Annotated in this window: 13 protein-coding genes, 22 tRNA genes and 2 rRNA genes; 3 read left to right on the top strand and 34 right to left on the bottom strand. The window is 42.9% G+C overall.

Going from position 1 to position 20493, the window contains the following annotated elements; translation table 11 throughout:
- Positions 1 to 2: 2 nt before the first annotated feature.
- The 5 genes from K1I44_RS02295 to K1I44_RS02275 form a co-directional block, all read right to left on the bottom strand.
- Complete coding sequence (locus tag K1I44_RS02295; RefSeq protein ID WP_219985135.1) at positions 3 to 1430, bottom strand: o-succinylbenzoate--CoA ligase; 1428 nt, start codon at positions 1428 to 1430, stop codon at positions 3 to 5.
- 61 nt (positions 1431 to 1491) lie between these two features.
- Positions 1492 to 2310 (bottom strand): 1,4-dihydroxy-2-naphthoyl-CoA synthase, encoded by an 819-nt coding sequence (gene menB, locus K1I44_RS02290; protein ID WP_003397737.1) that lies wholly within the window; start codon positions 2308 to 2310, stop codon positions 1492 to 1494.
- The gene (gene menH / locus K1I44_RS02285; protein ID WP_219985134.1) at positions 2300 to 3127 is read right to left on the bottom strand and encodes a 2-succinyl-6-hydroxy-2,4-cyclohexadiene-1-carboxylate synthase; all 828 of its coding nucleotides are present in this window, start codon (positions 3125 to 3127) and stop codon (positions 2300 to 2302) included. The genes menB and menH overlap by 11 nt, the downstream gene beginning before the upstream one ends.
- Positions 3124 to 4863, bottom strand: coding sequence for a 2-succinyl-5-enolpyruvyl-6-hydroxy-3-cyclohexene-1-carboxylic-acid synthase (menD, locus tag K1I44_RS02280; protein ID WP_219985133.1), 1740 nt, complete (start codon positions 4861 to 4863; stop codon positions 3124 to 3126). Before menD ends, menH begins: the two co-directional genes overlap by 4 nt.
- A gap of 2 nt (positions 4864 to 4865) precedes the next feature.
- Positions 4866 to 6215, bottom strand: a complete 1350-nt coding sequence (locus K1I44_RS02275; protein ID WP_219985132.1) for an isochorismate synthase — start codon at positions 6213 to 6215, stop codon at positions 4866 to 4868.
- 157 nt (positions 6216 to 6372) lie between these two features.
- On the opposite strand from K1I44_RS02275, the gene K1I44_RS02270 reads away from it, so the two are divergent.
- Both K1I44_RS02270 and K1I44_RS02265 read left to right on the top strand, forming a co-directional pair.
- Complete coding sequence (locus K1I44_RS02270) at positions 6373 to 7308, top strand: 1,4-dihydroxy-2-naphthoate polyprenyltransferase (protein WP_219985131.1); 936 nt, start codon at positions 6373 to 6375, stop codon at positions 7306 to 7308.
- 80 nt (positions 7309 to 7388) lie between these two features.
- Positions 7389 to 8126 (top strand): yteA family sporulation protein, encoded by a 738-nt coding sequence (locus K1I44_RS02265; RefSeq protein ID WP_035045125.1) that lies wholly within the window; start codon positions 7389 to 7391, stop codon positions 8124 to 8126.
- Between the two features lie 158 nt (positions 8127 to 8284).
- Here K1I44_RS02265 and K1I44_RS02260 read toward each other — a convergent pair whose 3' ends face one another.
- Genes K1I44_RS02260 through glgB form a run of 5 tightly spaced genes read right to left on the bottom strand, consistent with a single transcriptional unit; the run spans position 8285 to position 16165 of the window.
- Complete coding sequence (locus K1I44_RS02260; RefSeq protein ID WP_219985130.1) at positions 8285 to 10672, bottom strand: glycogen/starch/alpha-glucan phosphorylase; 2388 nt, start codon at positions 10670 to 10672, stop codon at positions 8285 to 8287.
- Complete coding sequence (gene glgA / locus K1I44_RS02255; RefSeq protein ID WP_219985129.1) at positions 10659 to 12113, bottom strand: glycogen synthase GlgA; 1455 nt, start codon at positions 12111 to 12113, stop codon at positions 10659 to 10661. The genes K1I44_RS02260 and glgA overlap by 14 nt, the downstream gene beginning before the upstream one ends.
- Positions 12110 to 13132, bottom strand: a complete 1023-nt coding sequence (locus tag K1I44_RS02250; protein WP_003397728.1) for a GlgC family sugar phosphate nucleotidyltransferase — start codon at positions 13130 to 13132, stop codon at positions 12110 to 12112. The genes glgA and K1I44_RS02250 overlap by 4 nt, the downstream gene beginning before the upstream one ends.
- The gene (locus K1I44_RS02245) at positions 13120 to 14292 is read right to left on the bottom strand and encodes a glucose-1-phosphate adenylyltransferase (RefSeq protein ID WP_003397727.1); all 1173 of its coding nucleotides are present in this window, start codon (positions 14290 to 14292) and stop codon (positions 13120 to 13122) included. Before K1I44_RS02245 ends, K1I44_RS02250 begins: the two co-directional genes overlap by 13 nt.
- The gene (gene glgB, locus K1I44_RS02240) at positions 14240 to 16165 is read right to left on the bottom strand and encodes a 1,4-alpha-glucan branching enzyme (RefSeq protein WP_219985128.1); all 1926 of its coding nucleotides are present in this window, start codon (positions 16163 to 16165) and stop codon (positions 14240 to 14242) included. Before glgB ends, K1I44_RS02245 begins: the two co-directional genes overlap by 53 nt.
- Positions 16166 to 16440: 275 nt before the next feature.
- On the opposite strand from glgB, the gene K1I44_RS02235 reads away from it, so the two are divergent.
- Positions 16441 to 17415: a cation diffusion facilitator family transporter gene (locus tag K1I44_RS02235; protein ID WP_003397725.1), complete on the top strand. Its 975-nt coding sequence runs from the start codon at positions 16441 to 16443 to the stop codon at positions 17413 to 17415.
- A gap of 80 nt (positions 17416 to 17495) precedes the next feature.
- Here K1I44_RS02235 and K1I44_RS02230 read toward each other — a convergent pair.
- The 24 genes from K1I44_RS02230 to K1I44_RS02115 form a co-directional block, all read right to left on the bottom strand.
- Positions 17496 to 17567, bottom strand: a tRNA-Glu gene (locus K1I44_RS02230).
- An 11-nt stretch (positions 17568 to 17578) separates the two neighbouring features.
- Positions 17579 to 17670: transfer RNA gene (locus K1I44_RS02225), tRNA-Ser, on the bottom strand.
- Positions 17671 to 17673: 3 nt separating this feature from the next.
- Positions 17674 to 17748: transfer RNA gene (locus K1I44_RS02220), tRNA-Asn, on the bottom strand.
- 186 nt (positions 17749 to 17934) lie between these two features.
- Positions 17935 to 18008: transfer RNA gene (locus tag K1I44_RS02215), tRNA-Ile, on the bottom strand.
- 5 nt (positions 18009 to 18013) lie between these two features.
- Positions 18014 to 18084 (bottom strand) — tRNA-Gly (locus K1I44_RS02210).
- 181 nt (positions 18085 to 18265) lie between these two features.
- Positions 18266 to 18341 (bottom strand) — tRNA-His (locus tag K1I44_RS02205).
- 8 nt (positions 18342 to 18349) lie between these two features.
- Positions 18350 to 18422: transfer RNA gene (locus K1I44_RS02200), tRNA-Thr, on the bottom strand.
- A gap of 23 nt (positions 18423 to 18445) precedes the next feature.
- Positions 18446 to 18538, bottom strand: a tRNA-Ser gene (locus K1I44_RS02195).
- Positions 18539 to 18552: 14 nt separating this feature from the next.
- Positions 18553 to 18629: transfer RNA gene (locus K1I44_RS02190), tRNA-Ile, on the bottom strand.
- An 8-nt stretch (positions 18630 to 18637) separates the two neighbouring features.
- A tRNA-Met gene (locus K1I44_RS02185) sits at positions 18638 to 18711 on the bottom strand.
- A gap of 16 nt (positions 18712 to 18727) precedes the next feature.
- Positions 18728 to 18803: transfer RNA gene (locus tag K1I44_RS02180), tRNA-Ala, on the bottom strand.
- Positions 18804 to 18810: 7 nt separating this feature from the next.
- Positions 18811 to 18887 (bottom strand) — tRNA-Pro (locus K1I44_RS02175).
- Positions 18888 to 18890: 3 nt separating this feature from the next.
- Positions 18891 to 18967: transfer RNA gene (locus K1I44_RS02170), tRNA-Arg, on the bottom strand.
- 8 nt (positions 18968 to 18975) lie between these two features.
- Positions 18976 to 19061 (bottom strand) — tRNA-Leu (locus K1I44_RS02165).
- Between the two features lie 10 nt (positions 19062 to 19071).
- Positions 19072 to 19146 (bottom strand) — tRNA-Gly (locus K1I44_RS02160).
- Positions 19147 to 19150: 4 nt separating this feature from the next.
- Positions 19151 to 19231, bottom strand: a tRNA-Leu gene (locus K1I44_RS02155).
- Positions 19232 to 19235: 4 nt separating this feature from the next.
- Positions 19236 to 19311 (bottom strand) — tRNA-Lys (locus K1I44_RS02150).
- Between the two features lie 11 nt (positions 19312 to 19322).
- Positions 19323 to 19398 (bottom strand) — tRNA-Thr (locus K1I44_RS02145).
- An 11-nt stretch (positions 19399 to 19409) separates the two neighbouring features.
- Positions 19410 to 19485: transfer RNA gene (locus tag K1I44_RS02140), tRNA-Phe, on the bottom strand.
- Between the two features lie 160 nt (positions 19486 to 19645).
- Positions 19646 to 19721, bottom strand: a tRNA-Asp gene (locus K1I44_RS02135).
- 4 nt (positions 19722 to 19725) lie between these two features.
- Positions 19726 to 19802: transfer RNA gene (locus K1I44_RS02130), tRNA-Met, on the bottom strand.
- Positions 19803 to 19829: 27 nt separating this feature from the next.
- A tRNA-Val gene (locus K1I44_RS02125) sits at positions 19830 to 19905 on the bottom strand.
- A 12-nt stretch (positions 19906 to 19917) separates the two neighbouring features.
- Positions 19918 to 20034, bottom strand: a 5S ribosomal RNA gene (gene rrf / locus K1I44_RS02120).
- Between the two features lie 139 nt (positions 20035 to 20173).
- Positions 20174 to 20493, bottom strand: a 23S ribosomal RNA gene (locus K1I44_RS02115); the annotation flags it as partial.

The following is a 20493-nucleotide window of genomic DNA, read 5'->3' as shown; positions in this document are numbered from 1 at the left end:
CTTTATTGTTTCACCCACTTTTTTAGCTCATGACGCATCAGCTTGTTCGCAGCGTTGCGCGGCAAATGGTCAACAACTTGAATTCGTTTTGGCACTTTATATTTTGCGAGTTTATTCATACAAAATTGCTTTAATTGCTCTTCTGTTATGTGTTCATCATTTAACACAACGAACGCATATGGCACTTGTCCCCATGTTTCATCTGCTACACCGACCACTCCCGCTTCTTTGACAACTTCATGTTGCAAAAGTACGGATTCAATTTCAGCTGGATATACGTTTTCACCACCGGAAATAATTAAGTCCGAGCGACGATCGAGCACATATAAAAATCCTTCTTCATCAATATATCCGATGTCCCCGGTATATAACCAACCGTCTTTTAAAACAGCGGCCGTCGCCTGCTCGTTTCGCCAATATCCTTTCATCACGCTCGGGCCTTTGACAACAATTTCTCCCGCTTCATTTGCATGCATGATTTCCCCATCTTTTTCAATCCGAATGTTCATATGAAAAAGCGGCTTTCCTGCTGAACCATGTTTATGGCGCGCCTCCGGGGATAATGTAGCAACTTGTGAAGCTGTCTCCGTCATTCCGTACGTTTGATATACAGGTATATTCAAGCGATCACACCTTTGCAATAAAGGCGCCGGCACTGGACCGCCACCAACGAGCATGCAACGAAAAGACGAAGGATACGGCTGTTTCAATTCCTTAACCATTTGTTGCACCATTGTACTCACAGCAGACATGATCGTTATGTTCCGTTGAGCAATGAGTTCGTTCGCGCGCTTCGCATCAAACGAAGACATGATGTACACTCCAATTCCATAAATCACGCTACGCATTAAAATGGATAAACCGCTAACATGAAAAAAAGGAACTGCTGCAAGCCAGCAATCATCTTCACGCAATCCGAGGTTAAGGGCAGAACCGATCGCACTCCACCAATGATTCCCATACGTCTGCATGACACCTTTCGGCTTCCCTGTCGTTCCTGATGTATACATAATCGTTGCTACATCTTCAAAATTGTACATCGTTTGCCATTGTCCATCTCGTTCATTCATATGAACAAACTCATTCCATGTGACCGCTCGTTCATCAGGAAACGATTCATCACAAACAACGAAACGGGCTCCACTATGTTCAAGTTGCCACCTTACTTCCTCGACTGACAACCGAACATTTTGCAATAAAGCAATAGCGCCAATATATTGAATAGCGTGAATAATTTCGACCATATGCACACTATTTTTCATTAAAACAGCTACAACGTCGCCTTTTTTTACACCGAGATACGCGAGTTGCCGCGCCCGTTTTACCGCTCGTTCATGAAGTTCCACAAATGAAACCGCTTCTGTTTCATCATGTAGTGCTATGCGATTCGGCGTGATATGTGCACGTTGAAGCAACCAATTTGGAATCATCTATCGTAACAACTCCTTCAAAAAAACAGCTTGATGCGCACACATCAAGCTGCTGTCGTGTTTACGGAAAACGTGGGAATTGTTTAAAGTCCGGTTTCCGCTTTTCTTTAAATGCATCGCGTCCTTCTTTTGCTTCATCTGTCGTGTAGTAAAGTAGCGTTGCATCTCCTGCAAGTTGTTGAATACCTGCAAGTCCATCTGTATCGGCATTAAATGCCGCCTTTAAGAAACGAATCGCTGTCGGGCTTTTTTCTAAAATTTCCTCCGCCCATTTCACCGTTTCTTCTTCAAGTTGCTCAAGCGGAACAACTTTGTTGACTAATCCCATTTCCAACGCCTCTTGAGCATTGTATTGGCGGCATAAATACCAAATTTCACGCGCTTTTTTATGGCCGACAATACGTGCTAAATAACCAGCTCCATACCCGCCATCAAAGCTGCCAACTTTCGGCCCTGTTTGTCCGAAGATCGCGTTATCTGCTGCAATCGTTAAGTCACACACGACATGTAGCACATGACCTCCACCAATTGCATAACCAGCGACCATCGCAATGACTGGTTTTGGAATAACGCGAATTAAACGTTGCAAGTCCAACACGTTTAAGCGTGGAATTTGATCGTCGCCGACATATCCCCCATGCCCACGCACTTTTTGATCACCGCCAGAGCAAAACGCTTTGCCACCTGCTCCCGTCAAAATAATCACACCAATATTCGAGTCGTCACGGGCATAAGCAAATGCATCAATTAACTCCATGACCGTTTTCGGGCGAAACGCATTATGTACTTCTGGGCGATTAATTGTAATTTTCGCAATGCCGTTATACGTTTCATATAAAATATCTTCATATTCCCTCTCTTTTACCCATTCAATCGCCATGCAACAAGCCTCCTCTTAACACAAATTGTTGAACAAGTGTACAAAACCGTTCACGCTGTTCAATATGCACAACATGCCCAGCATGCGGAACGGTAATGAGCGTTCCGTTTGGTAATAATTGTACCATTTCTGACGCGATTCGACAAAACTTTTCATCATTTTCTCCACAAATCAACAATGTTGGCATTGTCAATTGGTGCAACGTGTCCCACCAAGAAGGTTGGGCTCCTGTTCCCATGCCACGTAAACTGTTCGCTAACCCGATCGCTTGATGCTGCAGACGTTCTTCACGCAATTGTTGTTGTACATCTAATGGAAGACGTTGAAGCGAAGAAAACAACGGGATGTTTTCCCATCGCTCAACAAACGACGCCACCCCATGTTGTTCAATAAACTGTGCTAATCGCTCATCTTCTTCGCGCCGTTTTATTCTCTCCTTTTCCGTCTTTAATCCCGGAGAGCTGCTTTCCAATATTAATGTTTGAACAAGATGCGGATAACGAACCGCAAACGTTAGCGCAAGCCTCCCACCCATGGAATAGCCTAAGACGTGAGCTTTTTTTATTTCCAATTGCTCAAGCAATGTAGCAATATGTTTCGCGACCGTTTCAATATGATATCGCTCGACAGAAGAAGGGGCATCTGTCCGTCCATGACCAACGATGTCGATCGCTATGCATTGCATATGCTCGCCCCATGTTTCAACAAACGGATGCCACGTGCGACAGCTACCTGTAAAGCCGTGCAGCAATAAGAGCGGCTGCCCGCTTCCGTACATTTCTACATAATACGTTTGCCCATGAATGACAAACTTCATGCCCATTCCCCTTTATTCAACAAGTTGCACATTTCCTGGGAAACATCTTTCCACAATTTTTGATGGATTTTGACATTATATTCGCGTGAAGAAGGGACTTCAATGACATTTAACGTCTCACGGGAAAATGCATTTGTTAACGCTTGACGGAAATGTTCCCACGTCTCTACCTTTTCATAATGCCCGTCATACATGTCGACAACATGGTGAAATGATAAATGCGTCGGCGTTCCAAATAACCGTTCAAAATGCTTTCGTTCATTCGCCTGTGGCAAAAAGGAGAAAATGCCTCCACCGTTATTGTTTAATACGATGATTGTCGCATGTAGCTTTTGTAATTTAGCCGCAAGTAAACCATTTACATCGTGATAAAACGACAAGTCTCCAATGACTAGCACAAGCGGTTGGGCAACATAGCTTGCCCCGAGAGCGCTCGATACAACCCCATCAATTCCGTTCGCCCCACGATTGGCTAATAAGCGAATTCGTTTATTCGATGACATAAAAAATGTATCCGCATCGCGAATCGGCATGCTGTTTCCGACGAAAAGAGTCGCCCCATCAGGCAATAGTTCACATAATTCAATAAACACTTTTCCTTCGAACATATCCTCTTCTTCTTTTGCTTGCAACAATATTCGCTTCGCTTGTTCATTCATTTTTTTCCATTCATTGACCCATTGTGACGAACGGTTCGCAGTAGAAGCACGTTCAGCTAATTGATAACAAAATTGCACTTCATTTGCCTCAACAAGCGTATGAAGTGATAATGTCGGATCTCGCCACTGTGCTGCTTCATCGACGACAATTTGTTTCGTTTGTTTATGATGTTGTAACCAAATGTAAAGCGATTTAGATACAGGCATTGCTCCGAAACGAATCACTACATCTGGAGCGAACCGTTTCATAAACGATTCACATTTTAACATCGCATCATACGATTCAATAATGAACCGCTTTTCATGTACACCTGTTCGCAAGGAAGAGAGCGGATCAGCTAAAATAGGATATTGCAATGCTTCAGCTAGCTGAACAACCGCTTCAGAAAACCCTTCTACATGCAAATCTCCACATACAATTACCCCTTTTTCGACATTGTGCAGTTGTTCATACAATTCATCGATCATGTCTTCGCTCAGATGCTTACTTCCTTTGTAGACAGCACGAGCGGAAGAAGATGACGAAAATAATGGTTCGTTGATTTTAGGAACGAGCGGTTCGCGTAGCGGAACATTAATGTGAACCGGGCCTTTCGGAACAGATGATGCAACACATACTGCACGGGCAGCTACCATTTCCGCATAGCGAATCATCTGCTCACTCCCTTCTGGAAGAGCCATATCAACGAACCATTTTACATACGAACCGTACATATGCAGTTGATCAATCGCCTGTGGCGCTCCGACATCGCGCAGTTCATGAGGCCGATCAGCTGTAATAACGACAAGCGGAACACGGGCATAATATGCCTCAACGATTGCTGGGTAATAATTGGCTACTGCCGTTCCAGATGTGCAAACGAGAGCGACTGGCTTCCCAGAAACTTTCGCGATGCCTAATGCGAAAAAGGCAGCAGAACGCTCGTCAATATGGACGTGAATATTTAAAGCTGGATGTTCTGCCATAATCATCGCAAGAGGGGTAGAACGGGAACCTGGACTAACTACAACTTGCTGTATCCCCATATGAGCTAATTGCTCAACAAACGCTGCAACGTATACCGTCATGTCATTCATCTTCATTTCCCCTCCAACGCTAATAACATCGGCTTAAACTTTACATTCGTTTCCTCGTACTCGCTACGCGGATTAGAGTGAGCAACAATACCACATCCAGCAAATAAATGGGCTTCATGATCATGAAGTAATGCCGATCGAATCGCCACCGCAAACTCTCCATTTCCTTTAGCATCAACCCAACCAATTGGAGCAGCATACCATCCGCGATCGAGCGGCTCAATCTCCCGAATCGTTTGCACTGCCTTTTCTTTTGGGAATCCTCCGAGCGCTGGTGTCGGATGTAGTCGTTCAACAAGAGAAAAAATAGAAACGTCATCGTGAACTTTCGCACGAACAGGTGTGTACAAATGTTGAATATGTCGCATTTTTAAGAGAACCGGCTCACTCGGAACGATGACTTCCGCACATACTTCGTTCATCGCACGTTCAATCATATCGACTACAAACGCATGCTCGTGACGATTTTTTTCATCTCTTAACAACCATCGACCAAGCTCTTCATCTTCCTTTATCGTATGCCCACGACGGATAGACCCTGCTAAACAAGCTGTTTCACATATATCTTCGTTCTTTTTAACAAGCTGTTCCGGTGATGCCCCGATGAAGCAAGCTAATCCGTTTTCAAATGCGAAAATATAGCTCATCGGCTGTTGTTCGCGCAACGAGCGCAACACATGAGCATAGTTTAGCCGCTCAGAAAAGGAAAGAAACAGTTCACGAGCTAAAACAACTTTTTCAATGACTCCATGCTGAATGAGACGCGTTGCATGATGAACAGCATGAAGCCAATGATCGCGCGCGACTTCCTCTTTTTTTACAACGTACGAGCCGCCCCATTCCCCTTCCTCGTGCTGTGCAAATAACGAATCTATCATATGCTCGATTTGTTCAAGGGATTCATGAACGACGTTAACTGTAAGCCACGTTTCATCTTGTTTCTTCGTCAACAAAAATGTAGGCACAACAAACTGAGCAGAAGGGAAGTTATCCCAATGTTCAGCTGATCGCTTCATCGGATCAAAAGCAAATCCCCCAAACATAAGCGGTCCTTCACCTTGAATGAAAGCGCCTTCCACCATTTGTTTCCATGCATATTCCACTTCACGAAACCGCTCACTCGTCTTGTCTTCGCTTTTTATGACGTACGCATGTCCAAGCCCAACAAACGTTTGTTCACGCAAACAATCTGACCAGTAAAAACGCTGACCGTGGAATAACTTTGCGCCAGCTTCAAAAAAGGTGAGTGGGTCGATTTGTTCTATTTTTACAGCGACACTAGCCATATGCCTTTTTTTGTTTAACGCATCACGCACTTGGTCAATAACTTTGCTTTGATATAAAGTAACCACCTTGTATCACGCCTATACTTAAACTTTTTATCCCTTTTCCATTATAATATTGTTTTTTAGAGATAGGAAACAATTTATGTTGTCAAGACATTGACACATTTTCCCCTCTTCCCTAAACTTATTGTGAACGACATTTTACTTAAAGGAGAAGAAGGGTATGCCAACACCAGTACGTTCAAATATCGGAACTGTTCGCTATAAACGAGACTGGCGCGTTTGGTGGCGCCTATTGCGACCACATACGCTGACTGCGGCGTTCGTTCCTGTTTCCATTGGTACGGTGCTTGCCGTAGATGAAGCACCAATTCACTTCCCTTTATTCATTGCCATGCTCGTTGCCTCATTATTTATCCAAGCTGCAACAAATATGTTTAATGAATATTACGATTATAAAAGAGGGCTCGATACACCCGAATCTGTCGGGATCGGTGGAGCTATTGTTCGCGATGGCATTTCACCAAAAACTGTTTTATTGCTCGCTTGGTCTTTCTTTGCGATCGCTATGCTACTCGGCGTTTACATTTGCGCCAATAGCAGTTGGTGGCTAGCTGTCATCGGCACGGTTTGCATGGCTGCTGGATATTTTTATACGGGGGGACCTGTTCCAATTGCTTATACGCCGTTTGGAGAGTTAGCGGCAGGCTTCTTTATGGGATTTACTATTATTTTAATTTCATTTTTTATTCAAACAGGCACGATTACAACGACGCCTATGCTTGTCTCCGTCCCTATCTCTATTTTAGTCGGAGCCATCTTGTTAGCCAATAACATTCGCGACTTAGATGGGGATAAAAAAAGCGGTCGGAAAACATTAGCTATTTTGCTTGGAAGACAACGCGCCATTTGGCTATTAGGTAGCATGTTTATTGCATCGTTTTTATGGATCGCATCGCTTGTTTTTAGCAAAACCATCTCTCCATGGACGTTGCTCGTATTTTTCAGCGTACCAAAGGCGTGGCAAGCGACGAAAGGATTTGTTGGAAAAACAAAACCAATCGAAATGATGCCAGCCATGAAAGCAACAGCTCAAACAAATACACAATTCGGCTTTTTACTTGTCGTCGGTCTATTCATTCATTACTGGATACAATAGCTAGCTAAAAAAACTATAGCCTTCGCGCTATGGTTTTTTCTTTTTAGTAAATACTATACGTAGCGAAACGTTAAGGAGGGATGATATTGCATCATGTAGCCGCTTTGCGTAAACGGTTATTGCAAGAAAAACAACAAATCGAACAGCGACTAAAGCAAAACGACCATTTCGGGCTCACAAAAACGTCTGCCCATGATTCCGTTGGGGAGTTATCGAATTACGATAACCATCCCGCAGATAGCGGAACAGAGCTGTATGAGCGGGAAAAAGATCTCGCATTAAACGAGCATACGGAACGAGAACTTCACGATATCGAGCGCGCATTACAAGCGATGGAAGAAGGGACATATGGAATTTGTGAAGTATGTGGAAAACCAATTCCATTGGAGCGTCTTGAAGCCATTCCAACAACGACGTTTTGTAAAGAACATAGCACCGATCAAGCCGTTTCACAACAGCGTCCCATTGAAGAAAGCGTGCTGTCTCCCCCATTCGGCGAATTTGTCGTTCATGAAGACGCAGAAACATTTGATGCCGAAGATAGCTGGCAAAAGGTTGCTCGCTTCGGTACGTCCGATACACCTTCCGACGTGCAAGAAGATGCGGAACATTATGATCGAATGTATATCGACGCAGGGGAACAAATTGGATACGTAGAGCCATTTGAAACATTTGCAGCAACAGACCTTTACGGAACAGGTATTACCATTTATCCAAATATCGTCCACGAGCAATACGAACAAATGCTTGATGATGAACAGCTTATGTCCCCGCTCGGTGATCTTCCTGCTTATGAGAAAGATCCTTATACTTCTTAAAAAAGGACTGTCCGATAAGTCCCTAAAATGAAGCAAGTGGAGAAAAACAATTCGTTTCTCTCCACTTGCTTTTATATTTTCTCGATGTTTAATGAAAGTAGCTGACGGATGCCGGCTACTTTCGGAAAGTTGTGGGCTAATGCCACAATCCCTTTTTGCTAGTGAATGCGCCAAATGTCGTGAGCATATTCTTCAATGGTTCGGTCGCTTGAAAAATATCCCGAACAAGCGATGTTTACGACGCTCATTTCTAGCCATTTATTGCGATTTTCATACGTTGTCCCAACCCGCTGTTGCGCATCAGCATACGATGCAAAATCGCGCAAAACAAAATATTGATCATTATGGGCGAGCAACGAATCGTAAATCGGTTCAAAATGGTCGTATGCATCAGGGAAAAAGCCATTCACAAGTTGGTTGACCACTTGATGAATGCGCTGATCATGATGATAATATTCATACGAATGATAACCGCCATTTACATAATAATGCCACACTTCTTCCGCGGTTAACCCAAAAATAAACATATTATCATGACCGACACGCTCCAAAATTTCAATATTTGCCCCGTCAAGTGTTCCAATCGTAATCGCTCCGTTCATCATGAATTTCATATTTCCCGTTCCAGATGCTTCTTTACTAGCTGTCGAAATTTGTTCGCTCACATCAGCAGCTGGAAAAATCTTTTCTGCTAACGAAACACGGTAATTTTCTAAAAAAATGACTTTTAATCGCCCGTTAATTTGCTCATCACCATTCACTTTTTGCGCCACGGAATTAATTAACTTAATGATTCGTTTCGCATAATGATATCCTGGTGATGCTTTTGCGCCAAAAATGAACGTGCGCGGATGCATGTCAAAATGCTCATCTTCTTTTAGACGATTATATAAATGCATAATATGCAACACATTTAACAACTGCCGTTTATATGCATGCAGCCGCTTCACTTGCACATCAAAAATCGACGAATCATCCACAATAACCCCTGTTTTTTCTTGAATATATGTTGCTAATTGTTGTTTATGGAAGTGCTTCACTTTTGCCAATTGCTCTTGAAACGAGCGATCCGTTGTATACTTTTTTAGTTGAATGAGCTGATCTGGTTGTTTTATCCATTCCGTTCCAATGGCTTCGCTAATGAGTGTGGAAAGCTGATCATTCGCTTTTAATAGCCAACGTCGATGTGTAATACCGTTCGTTTTATTATTAAATTTTTCTGGAAAATACTCATAAAACCATTTCATTTCGCGATGCTTTAAAATTTCAGAGTGGATTTTCGCGACCCCATTTACACTATAACTTCCTACAATTGCTAAATGAGCCATCTTCACTAATCCGTGAGCAATGATGGCCATCTCCTCAATCCTTTTCCAATCACCAGGATATCGATTCCATAAATCACGACAAAACCGTTCGTTAATTTCTTGCACAATCATATAAATTCTTGGCAAAAGTGGTTGAAAAATGTAGATTGGCCATTTTTCTAACGCTTCAGATAATGTTGTATGATTCGTATAAGAAATCGTATTCGTCGTAATATGCCACGCTTCGTCCCATCCCATTCCTTCCTCATCTAGCAAGATGCGCATAAGTTCTGGAATCGCTAATACAGGATGCGTGTCATTCACATGAATAGCTACGTGGCGATGGAAATGATGTAAATGTCCGTACCGCTGACGATAATCACGTACAATGCTCCCGATACTTGCAGCAACAAGAAAATATTGTTGTTTTAGTCTTAAAATTTTCCCTTCATCATTCGTGTCATCAGGGTATAAAAATTCAGAAATTGCTTCCGTTTCCCTTTTATACTGCATCACATGCTTATGAAGCGGAAATTTGGCAGGCTCGGCACTCCATAGTCGCAACGTATTTACAGTCGTCGTATCATATCCGATAACAGGCATATCGTAAGGGACGGCCATCACTTTTTCCGTATCATAATGTCGAAACGTTAACCGACCGTTTTGTTCGTAGCATTCCACTTTCCCCCAAAAATTGACCTCTACCGCTAAATCCTCTTTTTTCACTTCCCAAACGTTTCCATGACGCAACCATTGTTCCGGGAGTTCGACTTGATAACCATTTACAATTTTTTGATCAAACAACCCATGCTTATATCGAATACCTTGACCATGCCCGGGCAAGTCAAGCGAAGCAAGCGAGTCTAAAAAACAAGCAGCTAGGCGCCCGAGCCCTCCATTTCCTAGTCCCGCATCGATTTCGACTTCTTCAATGTGGCTCAATTCAATCCCTAGTTCTTTCAACCCTTCTTCGACAACATCTCGTATGCCAAGATTCATTAAATTACTTCCTAGCAACCGTCCCAACAAAAATTCAATCGATAAATAATATACTTGCTTTTTATGCTCAGCACGGTATCGTTCGTTCGTCTGAATCCAATGTTTGCTAATATACTCTCGAATCATATGACCTAACGTATTGTATTGATCAAGAACGGTTGACTCCCAAAAACGTTTTCCGTACATCATTTCTAATCGTTTTAAAAATGTCTGTTTAAACTCTTCTTTATTCGTGAACATAGATGCCACTCCCAGCCATTAGTTCGTCGTATAGTTGATTGTATTTAAATGCTGATTTGGCCCAACTGTAGTCGCGACTCATCGCCTGCTCTACAATTTTTTCCCATATTTCTTTTTGTTCATAAAATGAACGAGCTCGTTGAATCGTATATAACATGTCATGGGCGTTAAAGTTTTTAAACGTAAAACCTGTTCCTTCTTTCGTGAATTCGTTAAATGACTGCACCGTATCGTTTAATCCACCTGTTTCTCGGACGATCGGCACGGCCCCGTAACGCATCGCAATGAGCTGCCCAAGACCGCACGGCTCAAACTGAGATGGCATTAAAAACATATCAGCACCGGCATAAATTTGATGGGCAAGCTGCTCCGAGAAGCCGATATATACCCGCACACGATCCGGATACGTCATTGCCATTTCGTGAAAGAAATGTTCAAATTCCCACTCTCCTGTTCCGAGAATAATCATTTGCACGTGTTCAGCAATGATTTCATGAAATACACATTTGACCAAATCCAACCCTTTTTGCTTTGTTAATCTCGAAACGATCGCAATTACCGGAACATCTTCCTCTGACGGTAACGAAAAATGTTGTTGAAGCGCCCGTTTATTTATGCTTTTTCGCGCAATCGTCGTCACATCATATGGCACTGCAATATATGGATCCTTTTTCGGATTATATATTTCATCATCAATCCCATTTAAAATACCAACTAAATGTGAGCTTCGCGCACGCAACAGTCCGTCAAGCCGCTCACCGTAATACGGTGTTTGAATCTCTTCTTTATACGTCGGACTAACAGTAGTGATCAGATGTGCGGAGACGAGCGCCCCTTTCATAAAACTGACATGTCCGTAAAACTCTAAATGTTCAATTGAAAAATAGCGGTCGCTTAAATTTAGCAAGTCCCCCAAAATTTCGCGTGGAAAAATGCCTTGGAACTGCAAATTATGAATTGTAAATACCGTTTTCATCTGTGCGTAAAATGAATTTCTCATATATTCTTCACGCAACAAAAACGGGATCATTCCTGTATGCCAATCATGACAATGAATGACATTTGGCTGAAAGTCGATGACCGGAAGACAGTCCAGAACGGCCCGGCAAAAATATGAAAAACGCTCGCCATCATCGTAATGCCCATACAATGAATCGCGTTTAAAATAATATTCGTTGTCGACGAAATAGTATGTGATTCCTTCATGTTCTAACTGTTCAATTCCACAATATTGCCTTCTCCAGCCAACGCGAACAACGAGTTCAGCTATTTTTTTCATTTTTTGACGCATATGTTGCGGAATCAATCCATATTTCGGCAACATGACACGCACATCGGTTCCGAGCTTTTTCAGCTCTTTTGGTAGCGCACCAGCAACATCGGCTAAACCGCCTGTTTTCACAAATGGTACACATTCTGATACAACAAATAACACTTTCACGATTTCATCAGCGCTCCTTGTATTGTCCCTTTTCGAATGACGATTGGCTGCTTCGGCGTCCCGATCAATTGAACGCCATCGCCAATACGAGCATCTTTATCTATGATGACATACTCGAGGTAACAATTTTCTCCAATTTGACTTTTTTGCATGACGACACTATTTTGGACAACGGTTCCTTTTCCGATTTTAACTGCCCTCGAAATAATGCTATTTTCAATCTTTCCTTCAATGATGCATCCGTTCGCAATCATCGCATTACGAACGCAAGCGTGCGATGTATACTTTGTCGGTGGCTCATCTTTTACTTTCGTATAAATAGGTCTCCCTTTTAAAAACAATTGTTTCCACACATCTGGTTGAAGAAGCTCCAAACTATGATGAAAATAACGCTCGATGCTATCAATGACCGCAACGTACCCATTATATTCATAGTCGCATACCGTTAATCCGTTCGTTTCATCATTGACGACGTCGACAATACTTTGGTAGCGATTGTTTTGTTGATTTGCAATTAAATCAAGCAACAATGATGTTTCTAAAATAAACATATCAAGTGATTGACCACGATGACATATGCGGGTAATGTCGCAATGGTTGGTAATATGACGCTTTAACACTTCTTCATAATCAATGTTACACACTGTATAGCTATTGCAAATGAGAGCGTATTTTTGCGTGCTTCTCAAAAAGTAGTCAATATGTTGTTGAAAATGTTGAAACGAGCCTATATGGGAAATCGGAAGATCAGGCGAAGGAAAAAAAAATAATCCATCACGTTTTCGGTTCAAATCCCAATTTTTCCCCGAACCAAGATGATCCATTAACGAGCGGTATTGATACTTTGGAAAAATAGCGACACTTTCAATACCTGAGTTTACCATATTCGACAAAACAAAATCGATTAATCGGTAACGCCCAGCAAACGGGACAGCCGCAATCGAACGCTGGAGCGTTAAATCGTTCATTTCCTTCTTATATGTTGTAGCATCAATGACCCCAAGCATTAATTTTCCCACAGCTTTTCATCCTCTCTCTCTGAAAAATGTCCCAAAAGCCCCTCTGTTACAAGAATGACTTCCCCTTCAGATGAACTAGCATAAATGGAAGTTCCGTCTGGAATTTCTATGTTCGGTGGAACAATCGCTTTTTCAATGTATACATTTTTCCCAATAACCGCATTGGGCATAACAACGCAATCTTTTACCGTTGCACCTTGTGCAATGTGCACCCCTTGGAACAATACAGAATGCTCTACATGCCCTTCAACAATGCATCCTTCATTCACTAAAGATTCTTTTACTTGCGCATATGGAGCAATATATTGCGGTGGCTCATTCGGATTGACAGAATAAATGCGCCACGTATGATCGAATAAGTTTAATGCCGGGGTATCTTCGAGTAAATCCATATTTGCTTCCCATAAACTCTTTACTGTACCGACATCTTTCCAATATCCTTTAAATGGATAGGCAACAAGTCGCTTTTTTTCATCGATAAGTAAAGGGATAATATCCTTGCCAAAATCATGACTCGAACGATCGTTGCGATTGTCCATTTCCAAATATTCTTTTAAAACAGACCATTTAAAAATATAAATGCCCATGGAGGCTAAATTATTTTTCGGATGAGCTGGCTTTTCTTCAAACTCAACAATTTCCATCTCCTCATTTGTGTTCATAATGCCAAAACGACTCGCTTCTTCCCATGGCACTTCAATAACAGAAATCGTCACATCTGCCTTTTTCTCGATATGGTATTGTAGCATATGCGCATAGTTCATTTTATAAATATGGTCACCTGAAAGAATGAGCACATACTCCGGATCGTATTGCTCTAAATAGTTTAGATTTTGATAAATCGCGTTTGCCGTTCCTTTATACCACCGCATTTCAGAAGATTCTGCATACGGTGGAAGAACGGCCACCCCTCCATGTTTCCGATCCAAATCCCATGCACTACCAATTCCAATATACGTATTTAACTCTAGCGGTTGATATTGAGTCAGCACGCCAACTGTATCAATACCGGAATTGGCGCAATTACTTAATGTAAAATCAATAATGCGATACTTTCCCCCAAACGGCACAGCGGGCTTAGCTAAATTTTTTGTTAATGAACTTAACCTACTTCCCTGTCCCCCTGCGAGCAGCATAGCGACGCACTTTTTTCGTACCATAGCTTTCCTTCCCTTCTCTTTTTCTAGTTGGCCGTAAAATAGTGATAGCATACGGCGGAATCGTCATTCGAATGTGGTACGGCTTTCCGTGATATGGTTCTTCACATGCCTTAAGTGGCTTTTTGTTTATATGTCCCGCACCACCGTACATCACATCATCGCTGTTGAATACTTCCCGATATGATGTCAGAAATGACACACCAATTTTGTAATTGTCATATACAACATTTGTGAAGTTACAAACAACAATTAGCGTATCTTCCTCTTTTTTTCCGCGCCGAATAAAAGAAAAAATACTTTGTTCAGCGTTGTTCACATCAATCCATTCAAACCCATTTGGATCATGATCATATTCATATAGTGCCTTTTGTTTTTTATAAAAATACGTGAGGGATTTCACGTAATCATTCATTTTTCGATGCATATCAAAATCAAATAGCACCCAGTCGAGTTGTTCTAAATCTTTCCACTCATCAAACTGCCCGAACTCTCCACCCATAAATAATAGTTTTTTTCCTGGATGAGTCATAAAATAGCCGTAAAGCAAGCGAAGTTGGGCGAATTTATCCCAATAATCGCCGGGCATCTTATTCAACAACGATTTTTTTCCATGTACTACTTCGTCATGAGATAAAGGTAAAATAAAGTTTTCCGTATAAGCATAAAGTAGAGAAAATGTCATTTTGTGATGCATATGTTTTCGTTCACTCATGCCCGTTTCCATATAACTTAACACGTCGTTCATCCAGCCCATATTCCATTTATAGTTAAATCCTAACCCGCCATCATACGTCGGCGCTGTTACTTTCGGCCAATCAGTTGAATCTTCTGCAATCATTAACACGCTTGGCTCAAAAGCAAATACAACTTCATTCAGCTTTTTTAAAAATGAAATCGCATATGGATTTGGATGCAGCACATCGCTGTTCGGCCAATAAAGCATGTTCGCAACAGCATCGACACGAAAACCGTCAATATGATAATACTGCAGCCAAAACAGAGCGTTTGAAATTAAGAAACTATGCACTTCCGATTTTCCTAGGTCAAAATTCGCCGTTCCCCAAACAATATTTTCGCGATCTTGCATATTCACATATTCATACGTCGGTTCACCATCAAACATATACAATCCGTGTGCATCTTTACAAAAATGTCCAGGAACCCAATCTAAAATGACACCAATTCCTTCTTGATGGCACCGATCGATGAAATACATCAAATCGTGTGGCGTTCCATACCGACTTGTTGCAGCATAATAACCTGTTCCTTGATATCCCCACGAGCGATCGAGCGGATGCTCAATAAGTGGTAACAACTCGATATGAGTAAATCCATGTTCAACAACATAAGGAATTAACTCATCTGCCATCTCCCTATATGTATAAAACTGCCCATCATCTTTCTTTTTCCATGTACCAAAGTGAACTTCATAAATAAACATAGGTTGGTCATAAACCCGTTTACGTTTTTTCTTCCTTTGCCACGCCTGATCATTCCATTTATATCCATCTAATTCATATACAATAGAGGCAGTATTGGGGCGTTCTTCTGCATAAAACGCGTATGGGTCAGCTTTAAGAAAGGTGCGTCCATCTCTTGTTATAATTTCGTATTTATATAGATGCCCTTCTAAATTTTCATGGACAACAATCATCCATACTCCTTGTTCATTTATTTTTGTTAATTTATGTTGTTCCCCGTTCCAGTTGTTAAACGTTCCAACAAGCCGAATTTCTTTAGCATGTGGAGCCCATACACAAAAACGAGTGACAATTGTTCCATCTTGTTTCACTAAATGCGCGCCAAATAATTGATAACTTTGATAAAATGTTCCTTCATGGAATAAATGCATCTGCAAATCAGTTGGACTCATCGTTAACAAGCGCCTTCTCACCCTTTCTGAAATAAAATGTTCAAAAACAATTACGTACTGAATATATTACACAAGGCTATATAAAATTCCTGTAAGAAAATTAAGATATTTTTCGACATTGTTCAACAAATCACATAAAAAATGTGACGAAATGAAAATCAATATGAACGTTCATATAATTATCACTTGAGTAGCAAATGATAATTATATAAAATAGTTTATAGTAATTATTATTTATATTTTTTAATATTAAATTTAAATAAGGGGAATGCATAATGTACGATTATCATCACTTGCCACATATGAAAGCACAAACTGCGTCAAAAAAGGCGCTTTGGACGACATTGATATTAACAACTTTTTTCACGATTGTGGAGATCATTGGAGGCATTTTATCCAACTCCCTCGCCTTGTTGTCAGACTCAGCACATATGGCTTCTGATGTCATTGCATTAAGCTTAAGCATGATTGCGATTTACTTAGCTTCCCGTCCACCCAATGAAAGATTTACGTTTGGCTATTTACGTTTTGAAATTATTGCGTCATTTTTGAATGGCCTAGCACTCATGATTATTGCTATTGGGATTTTCATTGAAGGGATTCGTCGTTTTATTCATCCTGAAAACATTCAGTTTTCACTCATGTTAACGATCGCAACGATCGGTTTTGTCGTTAATCTCATATTAACCATCGTCTTAAGTAGGAGCATAAAGGAAGAAGAAAATTTAAATGTAAAAAGCGCATTATGGCATTTCATTGGTGATTTATTAAGTTCCATCGGTGTCATTATTTCAGCCATACTCATTTACTTTACAGGGCTATATATGTTCGATCCGCTTATTAGCATCGTGATTGGTACTATTATTTTTATAGGCGGTGCAAAAATTGTTCGTGAATCATATTTTATTTTAATGGATGCCGTGCCCCCTCAATTTGACATCGAGCGTATTCGCACCGATATTCTCGCTGTTGAAGGGGTTGAAGATGTACATGAACTGCATATTTGGGCCATTTCAACCGATCATTATTCTTTAACAGCGCATGTTCTTATCAACGAATGCATCCAGCCATTTTGCATCATTTTAGCTATTAATGAACTGCTAAAGGAAAAATACAATCTCTCTCATGTAACTGTTCAGGTGGAACATCCATCTATTCATCAACATGGCGAGTATGGAAAAAAGTTTTTAGAAAAGAGAAATGACGTGAGTGAACCGTACGAAAATGAGGATAACTTAGCGGACTTTTAAAGTCAGTTTGTTTAGAAAAACGATGCATCTAATACAAAAAAGTAGGGCTAACCTTGCAAGGTTAGCCCTACTTTTATTAGTGACCCGTACGGGATTCGAACCCGTGTTACCGCCGTGAAAGGGCGGTGTCTTAACCACTTGACCAACGGGCCATATGTGGCAATGGCGGAGAAGGCGGGATTTGAACCCGCGCGCCGCAAAAAGCGACCTAACGGTTTAGCAAACCGTCCCCTTCAGCCACTTGGGTACTTCTCCAAATGGCTCCGCAGGTAGGATTCGAACCTACGACCGCTCGGTTAACAGCCGAGTGCTCTACCACTGAGCTACTGCGGAATGATCCGTTAAAGTTAATCATTTGTGCTTCATCAACATGTTGCGTAACTTTACTGCCTCTGCCTCTTCCTCTACTCGCATACTCCACGATGATGGATGCGTCGAGGCAACTCGAAGCTTAATCGACGAAGCATCGCTCGTCACTGAGCTACTGCGGAATAAAAACATAACATTTAGAAATACAAATGGGCCTAAGTGGACTTGAACCACCGACCTCACGCTTATCAGGCGTGCGCTCTAACCAGCTGAGCTATAGGCCCACGTAAGCGGGTGATGGGAATCGAACCCACGACATCAGCTTGGAAGGCTGAGGTTTTACCACTAAACTACACCCGCACGTCGAATTTTATAATAAGCAACAACATTCATCTCGCTCAGTCATGCCTCTTCCTCTACTAGCATATTCAAAGATGATGGATGCGTCGAGGCAACTCGTAGTTTACTCGACGAAGCGTCGCTCGTGGCTGAGGTTTTACCACTAAACTACACCCGCATAATGAAGTAAAATGTGATGTTATGGGGCGACTAGTGGGAATCGAACCCACGAATGCCAGAGCCACAATCTGGTGCGTTAACCACTTCGCCATAGCCGCCACAATGATGCCGGCTGCAGGACTTGAACCCGCAACCTACTGATTACAAGTCAGTTGCTCTACCAATTGAGCTAAGCCGGCACAATATAAGCAAACGAAAGTGATGGCGGAGGAGGAGGGATTCGAACCCCCGCGCGCCTTTCGACGCCTCTCGGTTTTCAAGACCGACCCCTTCAGCCAGACTTGGGTACTCCTCCGTGTAATATAAACATGGTGGACCTTGTAGGACTCGAACCTACGACCGGACGGTTATGAGCCGTCTGCTCTAACCAGCTGAGCTAAAGGTCCTAAGCTAGTAGCGGCGGAGGGAATCGAACCCCCGACCTTACGGGTATGAACCGTACGCTCTAGCCAGCTGAGCTACGCCGCCATTATCGTAACATAGATGGTGGAGCCTATCGGGATCGAACCGATGACCTCCTGCGTGCAAAGCAGGCGCTCTCCCAGCTGAGCTAAGGCCCCTTACTACTGGTCGGGAAGACAGGATTCGAACCTGCGACCCCATGGTCCCAAACCATGTGCTCTACCAAGCTGAGCTACTTCCCGACATGGCGCGCCCGAGAGGATTCGAACCCCTAACCTTCTGATCCGTAGTCAGATGCTCTATCCAATTGAGCTACGGGCGCATGTAAAGTGCCGAGGGCCGGACTCGAACCGGCACGGTAGTCACCTACCGCAGGATTTTAAGTCCTGTGCGTCTGCCAATTCCGCCACCCCGGCATAGGCATATTGGAGCGGAAGACGGGACTCGAACCCGCGACCCCCACCTTGGCAAGGTGGTGTTCTACCACTGAACTACTTCCGCACAATGCGGGTGGAGGGACTTGAACCCCCACGCCAGAGGCGCCAGATCCTAAGTCTGGTGCGTCTGCCAATTCCGCCACACCCGCATAATGGTGAGCCATGGAGGACTCGAACCTCCGACCCTCTGATTAAAAGTCAGATGCTCTACCTGCTGAGCTAATGGCTCTTCACACAAGCTGGTGCCGGCTGCAGGACTTGAACCCGCAACCTACTGATTACAAGTCAGTTGCTCTACCAATTGAGCTAAGCCGGCATCATTTAACATGGTGGCTCGGGACGGAATCGAACCGCCGACACAAGGATTTTCAGTCCTTTGCTCTACCGACTGAGCTACCGAGCCGTTTAAGTAATTCCCTTACCTTTATTAATGAGTTTGAAACAACACGTCCTTCGTCCCGCTCTCAGTATGATTAATCAAGCAGAGGCTCGAGCGGACGCTGCAGTTTCCCAAAGAAGCTTACTCGGTCGTGCTCTACCGACTGAGCTACCGAGTCATATAGTGGCGGTCCCGACGGGACTCGAACCCGCGATCTCCTGCGTGACAGGCAGGCATGTTAACCACTACACTACGGGACCATTTTGGTTGCGGGGGCAGGATTTGAACCTGCGACCTTCGGGTTATGAGCCCGACGAGCTACCTGGCTGCTCCACCCCGCGATGATAAAATACACACAAATTCATCTATGGTGGAGGATGACGGGATCGAACCGCCGACCCCTTGCTTGTAAGGCAAGTGCTCTCCCAGCTGAGCTAATCCTCCATCACTAATCTCGCCCGGCAACGTCCTACTCTCGCAGGCGGTGTCCCGCCAACTACCATCGGCGCTGGAGAGCTTAACTTCCGTGTTCGGGATGGGAACGGGTGTGACCTCTCCGCCATCGTCACCGAGCAATAATGCTTTAGACAAATGTTATTATAACGGAATATTTTTTGTTGTCAAGCTTTTTTATTCCTTCAAAACTAGATAACAGGTCTCAGCTTTTCTTGCTGTCTAGCTTCGAACTAACGTCCTTGCTTTTCTTGTGTGCTTAGTTAAGTCCTCGATCGATTAGTATCCGTCAGCTACACGTGTCGCCACGCTTCCACCTCGGACCTATCAACCTTGTCATCTTCAAGGGATCTTACTCGCTTGACGCGATGGGAAATCTCATCTTGAGGGGGGCTTCACGCTTAGATGCTTTCAGCGCTTATCCCTTCCGCACATAGCTACCCAGCTGTGCTCCTGGCGGAACAACTGGTACACCAGCGGTGCGTCCATCCCGGTCCTCTCGTACTAAGGACAGCTCCTCTCAAATTTCCTACGCCCGCGACGGATAGGGACCGAACTGTCTCACGACGTTCTGAACCC

The sequence above is a fragment of the Anoxybacillus sp. ST4 genome, assembly GCF_019448545.1.
GTDB lineage: Bacteria > Bacillota > Bacilli > Bacillales > Anoxybacillaceae > Anoxybacillus > Anoxybacillus pushchinoensis.
This window is presented reverse-complemented; position numbering and strand designations above follow the sequence as displayed.